Source organism: Moorena sp. SIO4A5 (assembly GCF_010672005.1).
GTDB lineage: Bacteria > Cyanobacteriota > Cyanobacteriia > Cyanobacteriales > Coleofasciculaceae > Moorena.
On sequence record NZ_JAAHHZ010000017.1, the window covers coordinates 45,349 to 60,523 of the forward strand.

Here is a 15,175-nt window from a genome sequence, read left to right on the forward strand (position 1 = left end):
ATTCCCTATTCCCTGTTCCCTATTCCCTGTTCCCTGTTCCCTGTTCCCTGTTCCCTAAAACCCAGGAATCTGTACCTCAGCCAATTGAAAACCGCTATATCAATCAATAAACCCTTCTTCTCTGGCTCGCATCTCAGTTTGAATTCGGAGATTCTTCCCGTCTTCAGGATAAACACCCAGAACGTCTCGAATTTTCGTCCAGTAGTGAACCACAGTTCGTTCACTTTTATGCATACGCTCAGCAATTGCCCTATCTTGCAATTCCTCATGAAATGCTAGGGTGAGTACCTCCAGCCACTCTGGCTTGACTTCTCCTTTGAGCATCTTTAGATCTTTTGTATGGGTTAATCCCTGCAATGCCCAGTCAACTCTAGTTAACATAACCTGACCGGAGAAACCCTTATCTACCACCGTGAAACCCCCTTTGTGCTCGTCAATCTCATCCTTAATCCGCACCAGAGCTTTGAGGTAAGTGCTGAGCACCACAAGATTGAGGTTGGGGTACTGCTTCATCACTATCTGCAAAAGTTTAATGCCCGTATCGATTTTAGCTGTATTCTCAGAGGCTTCTGGAATGGAAAGATCTACAATAACAAGGTCAAGCTGAAATCGTTCCAGTTGTTCCAGAGCGCTCTGGAACGTTTGAGCTGTTAGGATTTCCGCTTCTGGATACTTCCGTCGTAGGGTGTCGATTATTCCACCCAGCATCAATTCGTGGTCATCAACCACAAGGAGCTTCAGTTTCCCTGGCTTTGGTAAATCTTGGCTCATCATCAATTCCCTCTATGTTTCCTATTCACCATTGGAACCTATCGTTGCAATTTAGCCAACGAGGTTTTAAGACAGCCAAGTTTTTCCTGTCATCAGTCTTAAATAGGTGTAAGCATTCAGCTATCAGCTATCAGCGATTAGCGCTACCTCACAGGCTAGAAGCCTGTGCCACGCACGCTACTTGAGGTGCTATCAGCTATCAGCTATCAGCCTATGCGCTATGCGCACCCTACGCGAACAGCTTTTGAAGAAAATAGCTGACGGCTGACCGCTGACTGCTGAATGCTTACAAATAGGTAGAACCACTGCTGACTTTTTAGCTTAAAAAGACACAGATAGATAAAGCAATCCCCTTGTCTACCAAGTTGATTGCTGGTTTAAGACAATAACTGGGTAGAATTCAGTCAGTAGGATTGCTGAAAACTACATACAGCGCTACGCGCAAGTCAGAAGTTAGAAGTCAGAAGTCAAAGGTGCGCTTTCCGCATCAAGAATTAAATTCGCCACGGGTCGCACCTAAAAGTAAGCTAGGACCAAACCAAACCCCACCGGTACCAAACCGATGGGGTAGATAAATACCAGTAATTATAATAGAAGAAACTCTTTTGTGCGGGAAGTAGCTCAATCATGACAGTAGCCACCAAACCTGTTGAAACTAATCCGATTGTGCTGAAGATGCCCCCAGCATTGGACATGGATGATGATCAGTTTTTTGAATTTTGTCAGATTAATCGAGATTTACGGATTGAACGCACGTCAGAGGGAGAAATAATTGTTATGCCCCCAACAGGCAGTGGAACCGGAGGTCGAAATTTCAGTCTCAATGGTCAGTTGTGGAGTTGGGTAGAACAAGATGGCACAGGCAAGGGTTTTGACTCTTCTGCTGGCTTTAAGCTTCCCAATGGTGCGGAGCGCTCCCCTGATGCCTCTTGGGTAACCTTAGAAAGATGGGAAGCCCTAACACCTCAACAACAGGAAAAATTTGCTCCTCTATGCCCAGATTTTGTGATTGAATTGCGTTCCCCCAGTGATAGGCTCAAAGACCTCAAAGACAAGATGCAAGAGTACATGGACAATGGCGCGAGGTTGGGGTGGTTGATTGACCCCAATAATCGTCGAGTGTATATTTACCGTCCTGGTGGGGAAGTGGAGCAGTTGGACAATCCTGCTACGGTAAAGGGGGATGAGTCGGTGCTGCCGGGTTTCGTGCTGAAGCTGGGGAAAATCTGGTAAGGGCAGGAGTTATCACCACCATTGTCACTTGTAAAATTAAGGGTTTCTCCACCCTTCAATAATTCTAATTGCTACATTCAAATATGGGTTATTAAGGAATTCTTCAATTGCTCCTTGACCACCTTCTTTGAGAGCATTAATTAGCCTTTCTTTCTTAGTTGGTGTAATGGCTGCACTGACAAAGGCTTCTTGCTGTGCTTCTGTGGCGGTAGGGTTGGTTTTCTCTAGTTGTTGGATTAATTGCTGAATTTCAGCGGCTGCTTCTGCTAGGTTTTGTTTTTGCTCTGAAGAATAATTATTATTGATGTCTCTACCTATATTTTGAGCATGAACGGTATCGGCATCCACTAATCCTCCACCAAACTGAGGATTGTTTAGGTCAAATTTAGAAACTTTCTTAGGGGCTTGTGACATAGTATCTCCTTGATGATTATAGGCTTCTGCATAAAAAATAGGACGCTGAAGTGCTGTTTGGATCATAGTTTCTAGACTCGAAATCCGGCTATCTTTCTCTGTTAAAAGTACCTGCGCCTCGGTTTCTGCGAATGCTTTTGTATTGTTATAAGTTGTGAAATACTCTCTATTCAGCTTAGAGTGGTCTGCATTAGATGCAGTTGCTGCACGAAGTAAGAACTTATCCTTACCTCGCTTCTCCATTGCCACAATCTCCAGTTCAGCATCAGGATTATTTTCAGCTAACTGCTTAAAAGAAATTGCGATCGCACGAGGGTCAACATCCTGATTATGATAGAGGTCTAGAGTATCAACTATGGGTTTAATGAAGTCAGCAAAATCCCCATCTTCAAACTCCTCCTCCCAATTATCCGGCTTACGACGGGGGTTCGGGTTATCTTTAGTGAGTAAGCGCATGAAGACATACCGACATTTCACCCCCTGCAATTGAGTATGACTAGTGATACCCCAATCTTCAATCGTAGCTCCCGTGAGCGTCGCACCCGTTAGATCGGCTTTATCTAATTGAGTTTGTATCAGTTTAGCTCTGGATAAATTAGCATTTTGTAAGTTAGCTCGGTTTAATTCTGTTCCACTAAAGCTAGCATCTTGTAGATTAGTTTCCTTTAAATTAATACCTCTTAGATCGAGCCGATCAAAATTTTTATATTGTCCCTCTCCAGTTATCAACAATTGTCTAATGTTTTCATATTGAAGATATTTTTTTCCGGGTCTAACTCGGTCAAGTTTAATAGTTTCCCTCCAACAAGTACGAGTGATAGTAGCCTCCCTTAAATCTGTACTTTTAAGGATAGCTCCCGTAAAATCAGCATTGGTTAAATCAGCTTTGTAAAAACTGGTTCCTCCTATGGCAGCAAAAGCAATAGCAATAGTGCGAATCCAGACATCTCTGGGGTCCCCCTTTAGAACATGCCAGCCCAGGTAAGTGGCAAGTAAGGCGAAGGCGGAGGCGGAGGCAAAGGCGGAAGCGGAGGCTATTGCAGAGGCTATGGCGAAGGCGGAGGCTATGGCTATGGCAAAGGCGAAGGCGGAGGCTATTGCGGAGGCTATGGCGAAGGCGGAGGCTATGGCTATGACGGAGGTTACGGCGGAGGCGAAGGCTATTGCGGAGGCTAAGGCTATGGCGGAGGCTATAACTACGGCGGAGGCTACGGTGAAGCCGGAGGCTAAGGCTACGGCTATGGCTATGGCTATGGCTATGGCAAAGGCGGAGGCGGAGGCAAAGGCGGAGGCGGAGGCAAAGGCGGAGGCGGAGGCAAAGGCGGAGGCGGAGGTTATACCTAGACGTTGAATAACAGCAAATAAGGCAATTATTACAACCAGTGTTGTCCAGCCGAAGACTTGTAGTTCTACGTTGCTACCAGAGTAAAATACTAAGGCTACTAACACCCCACCAAATGAGGAAATAATTCCTGATAGTCCTGACGTTATCCAGGAAACCAACAGAAGAACGATTACCCACCGTTTCTGTAATCCTGCCTTCGCTTTACAGAACTGAGTTCCAGTTAGATTAGCATTCTTAAAATTCGTTCCTCTAATATCCGCTTCACTAAAATCTGCCCCTGAAAGCTCTTTCCCCCGGAATGACTGACCTCTAAGATTTACCCTTTGGAAATCCCGTTCTCCTGCTGCATATTGTTTCAGAACTTCTTCAGCTTTCATCAGCGATAATCATATATAGAAAATGAAATAGAAAGTAGGGAACAAAAATTATCACAATTTATTTTATTTGAAGTAAATTATGTATCGCTTTCTATTATAAATTAAAACCAATAAATCAAGATTCTGGAAATACTTTCGCGAATAACTATGGAGTGGCATCAAAAATAAACTATATAGTGTTGATACACACTCCCTTCACAACCCTGCCGCTGTTCTGCTTTTGTGATCAACTTCGCTGCGCTAAAAGCGATTAGCCCAAAGGGCTACGCTACGCGAACGCACCTATACGAGGGAAGTTTAGTTGTAGTTAGTTATTATAGGACTTACGAAGTTGAGTTGGTTTTGCCCCCCAGAATTGGGGGGCAAAGTCCCCCAGAATTGGGGGATTTAGGGGGCTTTGCGTAAGTCCATTATTAGAATAAGCAGTTATTGTCAATACAGTGATAATAATTCTTAATAAACCCCTATTGATTGTGTTTCTTAACTTACAGACTGTTCCAGACAAATATCCAGGGATAGGTTGTTGTAGCTGAAATCCACTTCTACCATTGCGATACTGGGAAGGAACCGCTAAACGCGATTGGCCGTTGGCCACGCTACGCGATGAAGCAAAGCTTCCGCTAAAAGCGATTAGCCCAAAGGGCTACGCTACGCGAACGCATTAAGTTCTGGATAGGGTGCATCTCCTAAAAGCTGTTTCACCTGATGGTGCGTTACGGTGCGGGCTGTTTCAACAAGGGGCGAAGAAGCGAAAAATCATGGCTCGCCCGCCCCTAACGCACCCTACGCCTTCAACCTTCAAGCTTCTGATGGTGCGTTACGGTGCGGACTATCCCAACCCTGGCGAAGAGGCGAAAAATCATGGCTCGCCCGCCCCTAACGCACCCTACGCCTTCAACCTTCAACCTTCAACCAAAGAAACCTTCAACCTTCAAAGAAACCTTCAACCTAAACACTTCACCCAAGCCTCCCTTACCTCAGGTGAACCATACCAAAGCCCTTTCCTCCTAGGAGAATGTAGCACTTCATCAAGAGTAATATTAGTCGCTCCAGCCAAATGAGCAGCAGCAATGGGAGTAATCCCATCTCCCCAGCAATTCCCTTCTCCACAAGTGAGCTTGTAACTGTTGTAAGCCAACCAACTGCCTAAACGTCGCTTACCATAAATTGCCTTACCAGCAACACAAATATAATTGACATCTTGGTGAAACGCCCCTGGATAGTTATCATTCACAAAATCAAGATTGCGTTTAGTCCAACGTTCCTGACTGAGATGGGGTGTACCCAGAGTCACTAAGGTAGAGATATAGGAATGAGCATTCCATAACCCTACCGAGTCATCAGTAACATCTCCATGAATAGTGTAAGGCTTTTCTCCTAGATATATCCTGGCAATCCAGCCACCAGCAGAGTGACCGATTAAATTAATCTCTGACGTGTTATGCTTCTCCAACTGCTGTTTAACAGCTTGGTCGATTTTTCGCAAAATTGGCACCACAGAGCGACCACCGAGGGTAGGAAACCAATCCTGTTGGCGTATTGGTACAGTAGTTGCGGCAATCCCTAGCTGTTGTAGTGATTGTTCTAAATCACGGTATTCACTAGCGCTAGCAAAATAGCCCGGTAAAATAACAGTTGGTAATGGCATCGGTAATTTTAATTTAATATAAATTTTATAGATAATTTTAAACTTTTGTGAAACTAGGTACACTTTATGGTATAAGTGTTGGTCCTGGGGATCCTGACCTGATCACCCTCAAAGCACTACGTATATTGAAACAGGCACCAGTAGTAGCCTTTCCTACTGGAGTCCGTGGAAAACCAGGACTGGCTCAACAGATTGTCGCTCAATGGTTGGAGAATCATCAGGTGCAGTTACCCTTGACATTTCCATATGTGCAGGATACCGCTATCTTGACCCAAGCATGGCAAGTTGCTGCTGAGCAAGTCTGGAATTATCTAGGATTAGGGCAAGATGTAGCATTTGTGTGCGAAGGAGATGTGAGCTTTTACAGCACATTTACCTATTTGGCACAGAAGCTACAACAGTTACATCCTCAAAGCCTGATTCAAACTGTACCAGGGGTATCTTCCCCCATGGCTACAGCATCGGTTTTAGGATTACCCTTGACCATTCGTGATCAGCGGCTGGTGGTGCTACCAGCTCTCTATAATGTGGAGGAACTGGAAAAGGTTTTGGATTGGGCAGATGTAGTAGTCTTGCTCAAAGTCAGTTCAGTTTATCAGCAGGTGTGGCAAGTGCTGCATCGACATCAGTTGTTGGAAAATGCCTATGTGGTTGAACGAGCAACTCTACCGGAGCAGGTGATTTATCATAATTTATGCGATCGCCCTAACTTGGCATTACCCTATTTTTCTCTGCTAATTGTTAAGGTAAACCAATAGATAGCAAACCAATAGATAGCAAACCAATAGATAGCAATGTTTCAGCCATCGATTTAGTTGTTATAGCTAGGCCCAGGACCATCACTCTTATAAAATTATAAACGCTTTCAACCCCGTGTCTTTAGACCGGGGATGAAAGCGAATAGCGGCTTGACGCGCCGTGAGAAAAATATTCCTAAATAATCCGAAAGTTTAGTCTGGGTGTTGTAAAATAAAGTAAAGGAAAGTTGAGGTCGAAACTGGTGATCGTTTTAGAATTCAAGGCAAAGGGGAAAAGGCATCAATACTCCGCTATTGATGAGGCAATCCGGACAGTTAAGTTCATACGCAACAGCTGTCTCAGGTACTGGATGGACAACAAAGGGGCTAATAAATTCGACCTCAACAAATACAGCGCCGTCCTTGCCAAAAACTTTCCTTTTGCCAATGAGTTGAACTCTACTGCTCGGCAATCTAGTGCTGAGAGAGCATGGTCATCAATCGTTCGTTTCTTTGACAACTGCAAGAAAAAAGTACCCGGAAAGAAAGGTTTTCCTAAGTTCCAAAAAAACTGTCGCTCAGTGGAGTACAAACAGTCTGGGTGGCAGTTTTCCCCTGACAAGAAGTCAATTACGTTTAGTGATAAAAAGGGGATTGGAAAGCTCAAGTTGAAGGGAACGTGGGAATTGTGGCGTTTTGATAAGAAGCAAATAAAGCGAGTTCGGATAGTCCGCCGGGCTGATGGCTACTATGTCCAGTTTTGTGTTTCAGCTGATATTAAAGAAGAATTAGATCCGACTGGTACAGCCATTGGGTTAGATGTCGGGCTAAAAGACTTCTATACTGATTCCACTGGAAAGACTGAACCCAATCCTCGTTTTTACAGAACAGTAGAAAAACGTCTTAAATTCCATCAACGCCGGGTTTCTCGAAAAAAGAAAGGCTCTGCTAACCGGAAGAAAGCTATTAATAGGCTAGGTAGGACACACCTTAAGATAAGTAGGCAGCGTGAAGAACATGCCAAGAGACTGGCTCGTTGCGTAATCCGGTCTAACGACCTGGTCGCCTACGAAGACTTGAGAGTTAAAAATCTAGTAAAAAATCCTTGTCTTGCCAAATCTATTAATGACGCAGGTTGGTATCAATTCAGGAAATGGATGGAACATTTTGGAACTAAATTTGGAAAAGTAACTGTCGCAGTTAATCCCGCCTATACTAGCCAAAACTGTTCCGGATGCGGCGAAATAGTTAAAAAGTCTCTATCGACTAGGACTCACATCTGTAAGTGTGGATGTCAGCTAGATAGGGATCACAACGCCGCAATCAACATCCTTAAAAGAGCTTTGAGTACGGTGGGGCACACCGGAACTTGGGTCACAGACCTAAACGCTTTAGGAGATTTGGCCTCTACTGTTCTTGGTTCCGGCCAGGTTCAGCAAGTCGAGTCGTTGATTAAAGAATCCCCGCGTCTAATGACCGGGGAGTGTCAATAGCAACTATGGAAATACGTCAAGAATAACTGCCATGTCTGATGCTTCTTTAATTAAAAACATCCCAGAAATGCTGAGTCACCCCCTAGTGATTTCTATTACCGCTTCTCTGGGGGTTCATATGCTAATCGTACCGATATTAGGTGATTTGTTGAAGAATCAAAAGCCTAAGGGAGACTCAATGGTGCAAGTGTTGGAGTTAAGCCCTCAACAACTGAGCCGTGTGCCCAAGTCTGCTGCACCACCACTGACCCTGCCAGCTCTACCTAATGCCAAGACTCCGGCAAAGCCCTCCATCCCTTCGTTATTTAGTGCTTTCCCACCCCCTCCACCACCGCTACCTTCAATACCTCCTCTCAAGCCCCTGAAAAAAATTCCCACACCCCCACCTCTGAGATCCCTACCGATAAAACCCTTACCCACAATTGGTAAGTATCCTTTACCACTGCTAAATCGCAAAAGACCAATTATCACCAGAGGGTCTTTCCCGATCCAGCTACCACCAAAACCCAGGACACCACTACCAGCCCCACCACCGCGACCTCAGTTCAAATTCGATACAGAGTCTTTGAATCCAGGTTCCTTCCAGACCGGTTCCTTGCCAGTATTTGGGAATTCTAGCAACCAGATTCCTGACCCATTAGAGGTTCCTAACCAACAGCCACCGGTATCGGTTACTCCACCTCCTCCACCACCACAATTTTCCATCACCCCTCCTCCTTCTGAGCCTACTAAACCAGTACCTTCTAGTGCTGTTGCGATCGCACGACAACGTGAGCAAAATTTAGTAGCTCAAGTGCGGATGCGGCGGAAGCAACTGAAAAAAGATGTAACCAATACCACTGATGAGGAAGCTAGGAAAAACCTGGTAGAATGGATGGCTTTGGTAAAAGATACCTTACCCAAAAAGGAAGTCATACCAGAAGCAATAACAGTTAGTGCTACTTATCCGAAAGACGCTTGTATTAAGAAACTAGAAGGCACAACAGTCTTCGGAATTTTAGTAGGTGCTGATGGTGAAGTGACTAATGCACAGCTGATTCAGAGTGCAGGGTACGGCATTTTAAATCAGCAGGCACTGGAAGATATTCAGTTCCGCAAGTTTAACAACCAAAGTGGTACAACAAAACCCTACCAGGTCAAGGTAGCCTTTGACTATGATCAAGGCAACTGTCCTAGTCTATCGGTTTTCCAAGAGTCAACAGCTAACCAGCCAGTTCCAGCAAAGCCAAATACTGTTAGTGGGGAAAACGCTGCTGCCAACAACCCAGTAATAGTAGTGCCTAAGCCAGAAACTCCTACCAATAACTCCAATAACTCTACCGATAACAATAGGACAGTATCAGTTCCAGTAAAACCGAATAGTGCTAGGGAAAATTCGAGCACTAGACCGAGTAGGGTGTCAGTACCAGTCCGGGAAAATACCTCTAGCCAAGACTCAACTCCTAAACCCAGGAGGGTGACAGTACCAGTGCGGGACAATACCTCTACTCAGGAAAATACTCCTAAACCCAGGAGGGTGTCAGTACCAGTGCGGGACAATACCTCTACTCAGGAAAATACTCCTAAACCTAGAGCAGTGCCTGTACAGCAAAATACTCCTACTCAGGAAAATACTCCTAAACCCAGGAGGGTGTTAGTACCAGTGCGGGACAATACTCCTACTCAGGAAAATACTCCGACTCAGGAAAATACTACCAACACTACAGCTGTGCCAGTCAAGCCAGCTCAAGCTACTAATGAAAACTCAGGGAAAGAATCCGTTCCAGCAGCAGCAGCCAGTGAAGAGCAAAACTCACAAGAGGATAAAGCATGCAAGTTCAAATCTAGATCAGCTCGCAGGCGCAACAGAATAGACTCCTTTACAACACCATCGTCGAGGTCATGTAAATAAGAGCTTTCTGTTAGTTAAAGCCTGGGTTGTTGGTCAATGGAGCATTAACATTATTTTAGAATTAAGAATTAATAATTCTAGAATTTAGAATTAAGAATTAAGAATTAAGAATTAAGAATTAAGAATTTAGAATTAAGAATTTAGAATTTAGAATTAAGAATTTAGAATTAAGAATTAAGAATTTAGAATTAAGAATTAACCATTCTGCCTTCTACATTCTGCATTCTACATTCTGCCTTCTACATTCTACATTCTACATTCTGCATTCTGCATTCTGCATTCTGCATTCTGAGAGACAACCTTGGCCAATAGGCCACGCGATCGCTGAAAGCGGGACTCTCGGCAGAGCCGACGCTACGCGAACGTCCATCGCGTTCAACCCGATTAACGACTGGCAGGGAAACTGCCACCGATGAAGTGGACATCACTGAAGGTTTCAATCCATAGACGAGCGCCACAAGGCAGTGGATTATCCGGCTGATAGGTAATTCGACATGGGCCGAGGATTTCTACCTGGTTGCCATATAAATTGTTACCACTTCGTTTTACTGAAATCACTGGCTTGCGCTCTTCCGGGCGTTTGTGGATATTCGAGCCAATGTGATTGCGGTTGACATTAATCTTGGCTAGAGCCGGAGGACGACTGGTACGCCATTTGCCTTTTGGTCCTCTAGTGCCTTTAATGATTTGAGGCATATTGTTGAACAGAGGAATAATCCAGAATTTCCCACTTTTATAAGCACCCCGGACGCGACCCTTCTCTAGGAGTTGTCGCAATCGTCTCGAAGAGATTCCTAGGAGAGATGCCGCTTCGGTAGTACAAACGCACTTGTTCATAAGTTCTTATTCTAAACTATTCCGATACTTGTATTATAAAGCAAAAGCAAGCATTAAGACAACCCCCGATTAAGGAAAAGGAGAAGGCTATGGAAAATTTTGTAAATTGACCTTAGGTGTGCTATCGGTCGGACTTGAGACAAGTTTGATGCGATCGCATTCCCTGTCCCTTCCAAACACCGATTATGCTCACTCACTCATCGGGAAACTGCCAGCAGGAGATACGTTCTACATCATTACTACTACACTGAGGACAGGTTTTATCAACTGAGGAATCTACCCATTGATAGCCACAAGTCCGGCAGTGGCCAAAAATGTTGTTGTGGTTAGCGATTTCGATTTTTCTGCGCCACTCGTTAATTTCAGAGGTGTCTGGCTTGGGGGTAGGTTCCGACATAAATTTACATTGAATTAAATTATTTTAGCTAGTTTATGTAGCTATTTTTTATCTATTTAAATAATATTAATTACAAAATAAATTATATATTAATTTTATTAATTTTTCAACAATTTTGAGGTATTTTTAACCAAACTTACGTCTTAAGGCTGATCTATGATAATTTGGCTTGACAATGTAAAAATTTAGTAAATATACTGTTAATCGTAAAAAACCTTTGGTGTATCTCCTCATCATCAGGGAGCAATTAGGCTGTCAAACGACTTCAGAATTGTGATTTCAGGATGGTTAATTGCCTGATCAGTTCCGACTGATGAATTCCTAAGTCATAAGTTATAGTTTCTTGATAGTTCTGAAATCGCACAGGAAGACGAGTTGGCTATCCCTGGATAAATCAGGGTCTTGAATTCCGTGCTTTCAGCAATTCTGAATAATTTCAATAAAAGCGTTATGGAGTGCGCTCTTGGGGGTTCCCATGGGGCTTTGAAGGTGCGGACGCAGGTGACCCACGCAGCGCCAAAACCACTCGCTATTGCATCAAGACAGGGTAGCATTTTAAAAAGATTCAACGCTGACTGCCTGACACATCTTGGAAAATGGCAGTCATCAAGGGGTGCAGTGCTTCGAGCGAATACGAGTAAACCAGATTCGGTCGTAGTAATGCTGCTCAGCCTTCAAAGAAGCAAAGCTTGGTTGCTTCTAAGGCGATGGTTTCTCGACCTTCAATCGTAAATATTTGCTCCCGGGAAACTAGTAAAGTCGTTTCCACAAACTCAATCGGTAGCCCATGGATAATCCCTTGAACATCTACCAGCAGTACATTAGCAGTTGACAGGGTTGTGCGTAGCTGGAGGCGAAAGGTAGATCCAAGACCAGGGGTTGATTCGATCTCGATATTGCCGTTAAGCTGCTCAACCTTCGTGCGTAGGACATCTAAGCCGATTCCTCTGCCAGAAATTTCTGTAATAAATGTCCGGGTTGAAAAGCCAGGAGCTAAGATCAGGGCGTGAATCTGTCTGGGAGTCATTAGTTCCAGTTCTTCGTTTGTGCAGAGTCCACGCTGGACAGCAGTTTGCTTAATTTTCTCGATATCTAATCCTCGTCCATCATCTACTACTTCAATAACAATGGTGTTGGTTCTTTGGTAGCCCCTCAACCAAATCGTGGCCGCAGCAGACTTGCCAAGTTTTTCTCGTTCAGTGGGAGTCTCAATGCCATGGTCGATGGCGTTACGAACCATGTGCATCAAGGGGTCTTTGATTTCTTCCAGGATGCGTTTGTCAGCAGTGGTTTCTCCTCCTTCGATGATTAATTCTACCTCTTTTGATTGTTGTCTGGCTAAATCCCTTACCATACGGGGAAATAACTGAAACACTGTGAAGAGGGGGAGAAGCCGGAGGGTGCGAATTTTTTCGTCTAATTCCCCAGCAATGATGTCTAGTCTCGTGGTGTTTTCTTCAGCTACTCTTCTTAGAGAGTTAATCTTTTGTTCTAGGCGTTTTACATAGGAATTGGTTCCTATGGATGAAGAATCCAGGTATTGCTCTTGGCAATGAAAGGCTTTCCACTCTTCCCATAGGGTTGCCACTTCCTCAATTTCAGCCATAGCATGAGCCATGCCAATTTTGGTGACTGTTAGTTCCCCGGTTTGTGTTATTAAGGCATCAAGATAAGACGTTGGAACCCGAATAGTGTCAATCCGGTAGGGTTCACTAAGATTCGATGAAACCTCTGGAGTTACTATTAAAGGAGTTTTGTTAGGAAGCAATGGTACAGTCGGTAATAGTGGCGACTCCTCAATAGTTGCTTCAGTTGGTTCACATTGAGCTACTTGAGGGGGTGAGTCATCAGGGGGTGAGTAATGGTCTTGACCTATATCTGGAACTGCTGTGATCAAGTGGTCAAGTATCTCGGCGATATCAACCCCACTGATAGAACCAGTAACTGCTTCGTATACTAAGAGGCGCATGGCATCTATGGCTTGATAAATGCGATCGCTAACCTGTGGGCTGAAAACGGTCTGTTCACATTTTATGCTGTCGAGAATGTTTTCCAGACCATGGGCGAGGGTTTCTACATTCTCTATCCCCGCTATTCTGGAGTCTCCTTTGAGGCTTTGGGCTTCCCACAGCAACTTGTCCAAGGTAGCGTTGTCCTGTGGGTACTTTTCTAAATGCAGTAAACCGACTTCCAGTTTCTCCAAACGTTCTTCGCTACTAATTTTATAAATATCTCGCAAGTCTTCATCTTCTATAACAGTTGATGCCGGTTGGGAAACATGGCCATTTTTTAGAACAGTTTCTTGGTCTGGCTGCAATGGCTGTGAAACTGTTGCCATCAAGTAGTCAAGCATCTGTGCTGTATCAACACCACTTGCGGAACCAGTAACTGCTTCATATACCAGCAGACCCATAGCATCTATGGCTTGATAAAGGCGATCGCTAACCTGTGGGGTTAAAACTGTTTGTTGACGTTTGATGCTGCCAAGAATGTCTTCTACACCATGAATAAGGGTTTCTACATTCTCTATCCCCGCTATTCTGGAGTCTCCTTTGAGGCTGTGAGCTTCCCGCAGTAACTGTTCCAAAGTAGCGTTGTCTTGTGGGTACTTTTCTAAATGCAGCAAACCAATTTCTAATTTCTGTAAACGTTCTTCGCTGGTAATTTTATAAATATTTCTTAGTTCTTCGTCTTCTATCATGGTTACAGCACTTTTCAATTAGGTGAGGTACAAATTTTTGGATGTTAGGGAACAGCGGATCTGGGAACAGGGAGCAGGGAGCAGGGAACAGGGAACAGGGAACAGGGAACATAAATTTTTGGAGTTGTAGAAACTACTTAACTATTTTATAGCAAGTTTAATTGTTTAAGTTAAATAATTTAATTTAACTTAAACAATCAGAAATAAATAACTTTTAAAAAAAACACGATATTCCTTCCTCTATTAAAAATATCACTTATTTTTATTTAAATTAAATTTGCACCAGTACCAAAAAAATCATATCGGAAGTAATAAGAATCTATTTAAGTAATAATCAAATATTATTACTGTTTTCTATTCCCTATTCCCTATTCCCTATTCCCTATTCCCTATTCCCTATTCCCTATTCCCTGTTCCCTATTCCCTATTCCCTGTTCCCTACCTTTACAGATATCTGAGTTTAAACTTTACTAAACCATGCGCTTGAGTTCCACAGCAGCTTGCTTAAGTTGCTCAGTACCCACTCTACTTTCAGTGATGCCAATAACAGTTTCTTTTGCCCCCTTGTTAACAGTGCTCATTGCTTGGAGAACTTGTTGAATGCCATCGACTTGCTGCTTTAGATTCAGAGAAATTTGTTGATTGTTTAACACCACATTGTTGACCGCATCTGCTACCCCAGTGAAAGCTTGAGCTGTTTTTTGAGCGATTTGCACTCCGGTCTTTACTGTTTTAGTTCCTTCATCCGTCACCATCACCGTTGAATTAATCTCGTTCTGGATTTGAGAAACTAAAACATTAATCTTTTGGGCAGATTGTTTACTCTGGTCTGCTAATTTACGAATCTCTGCAGCAACCACTGCAAAGCCTTTACCATGCTCTCCCGCACGCACGGCTTCTACTGATGCATTCAGTGCCAACATATTGGTTTGGTTTGCCAATTGAGAAACCAGCTCGGAGATGTCACCAATTTGATTGGTTTGCTGACTTAGACGCATACTCTGTTTAGCGATCGCATCCACCTTCTCTTCTAAGGTAGACATGCCGTCGAGGGTTTCCCCCACTGCTTGGGTACCGTTCTGAGTGAGCTGAAGTGCCTGCTTTGCAGCAATAGCGGCAGCATCGGCTTGCTCAGCGGACTGTCGGCAAGACGCTTCGAGCTGATCCATGGTGATGGTGGTTTCATTCACCGAGGCAGCTTGTTGACCAGCAATGCGTTCTTGCTGTTCGAGGGTAGAAAACATTTCCTGACTAGAGGTGGAGATGCCATTAACCAGTTGCTTAATCAGATTCACCAGTTGGCGTAACCTTACCATTGCCAGTGGCAGCAA

Annotated in this window: 13 protein-coding genes; 4 read left to right on the forward strand and 9 right to left on the reverse strand. The window is 43.9% G+C overall.

Annotated elements, in window-relative coordinates:
• Positions 1 to 99: 99 nt before the first annotated feature.
• The gene (locus tag F6K57_RS08775; RefSeq protein WP_293018598.1) at positions 100 to 774 is read right to left on the reverse strand and encodes a response regulator transcription factor; all 675 of its coding nucleotides are present in this window, start codon (positions 772 to 774) and stop codon (positions 100 to 102) included.
• Positions 775 to 1,398: 624 nt separating this feature from the next.
• On the opposite strand from F6K57_RS08775, the gene F6K57_RS08780 reads away from it, so the two are divergent.
• On the forward strand, positions 1,399 to 2,004 hold the full coding sequence (locus F6K57_RS08780) for a Uma2 family endonuclease (protein WP_293066640.1): 606 nt from the start codon (positions 1,399 to 1,401) through the stop codon (positions 2,002 to 2,004).
• A 36-nt stretch (positions 2,005 to 2,040) separates the two neighbouring features.
• Here F6K57_RS08780 and F6K57_RS08785 read toward each other — a convergent pair whose 3' ends face one another.
• Both F6K57_RS08785 and F6K57_RS08790 read right to left on the reverse strand, forming a co-directional pair.
• Positions 2,041 to 4,140 (reverse strand): pentapeptide repeat-containing protein, encoded by a 2,100-nt coding sequence (locus F6K57_RS08785; RefSeq protein WP_293066643.1) that lies wholly within the window; start codon positions 4,138 to 4,140, stop codon positions 2,041 to 2,043.
• 943 nt (positions 4,141 to 5,083) lie between these two features.
• The gene (locus F6K57_RS08790) at positions 5,084 to 5,788 is read right to left on the reverse strand and encodes a lipase (RefSeq protein WP_293036849.1); all 705 of its coding nucleotides are present in this window, start codon (positions 5,786 to 5,788) and stop codon (positions 5,084 to 5,086) included.
• A 47-nt stretch (positions 5,789 to 5,835) separates the two neighbouring features.
• Between F6K57_RS08790 and F6K57_RS08795 the strand changes: the two genes are divergently transcribed.
• The 3 genes from F6K57_RS08795 (at position 5,836) to F6K57_RS08805 (ending at position 9,909) form a co-directional block, all read left to right on the forward strand.
• On the forward strand, positions 5,836 to 6,546 hold the full coding sequence (locus F6K57_RS08795) for a precorrin-2 C(20)-methyltransferase (protein WP_293066646.1): 711 nt from the start codon (positions 5,836 to 5,838) through the stop codon (positions 6,544 to 6,546).
• Positions 6,547 to 6,788: 242 nt separating this feature from the next.
• Positions 6,789 to 8,018: a transposase gene (locus tag F6K57_RS08800; RefSeq protein ID WP_293066649.1), complete on the forward strand. Its 1,230-nt coding sequence runs from the start codon at positions 6,789 to 6,791 to the stop codon at positions 8,016 to 8,018.
• A 31-nt stretch (positions 8,019 to 8,049) separates the two neighbouring features.
• Entirely contained in the window at positions 8,050 to 9,909 is a 1,860-nt protein-coding gene (locus tag F6K57_RS08805) for a TonB family protein (RefSeq protein ID WP_293066652.1), read from the forward strand.
• 239 nt (positions 9,910 to 10,148) lie between these two features.
• Here the strand turns inward: F6K57_RS08805 and F6K57_RS08810 are convergent, their stop codons facing one another.
• The 6 genes from F6K57_RS08810 to F6K57_RS08835 all read right to left on the reverse strand — a co-directional run.
• Positions 10,149 to 10,334 carry a hypothetical protein gene (locus F6K57_RS08810; RefSeq protein WP_293036872.1) on the reverse strand — a complete coding sequence of 62 codons (186 nt, stop codon included), beginning with the start codon at positions 10,332 to 10,334 and terminating at the stop codon, positions 10,149 to 10,151.
• Positions 10,294 to 10,746 carry a helix-turn-helix domain-containing protein gene (locus F6K57_RS08815; protein WP_071102586.1) on the reverse strand — a complete coding sequence of 151 codons (453 nt, stop codon included), beginning with the start codon at positions 10,744 to 10,746 and terminating at the stop codon, positions 10,294 to 10,296. Before F6K57_RS08815 ends, F6K57_RS08810 begins: the two co-directional genes overlap by 41 nt.
• Positions 10,747 to 10,939: 193 nt before the next feature.
• Complete coding sequence (locus tag F6K57_RS08820; RefSeq protein ID WP_293022230.1) at positions 10,940 to 11,143, reverse strand: hypothetical protein; 204 nt, start codon at positions 11,141 to 11,143, stop codon at positions 10,940 to 10,942.
• Positions 11,144 to 11,810: 667 nt separating this feature from the next.
• On the reverse strand, positions 11,811 to 13,844 hold the full coding sequence (locus F6K57_RS08825) for an Hpt domain-containing protein (protein WP_293066657.1): 2,034 nt from the start codon (positions 13,842 to 13,844) through the stop codon (positions 11,811 to 11,813).
• Positions 13,810 to 13,956, reverse strand: a complete 147-nt coding sequence (locus F6K57_RS08830) for a hypothetical protein (protein WP_293066660.1) — start codon at positions 13,954 to 13,956, stop codon at positions 13,810 to 13,812. Before F6K57_RS08830 ends, F6K57_RS08825 begins: the two co-directional genes overlap by 35 nt.
• Positions 13,957 to 14,314: 358 nt before the next feature.
• Positions 14,315 to 15,175: methyl-accepting chemotaxis protein (locus F6K57_RS08835; RefSeq protein WP_293066663.1), on the reverse strand; the 861-nt coding region annotated here is incomplete at its 5' end.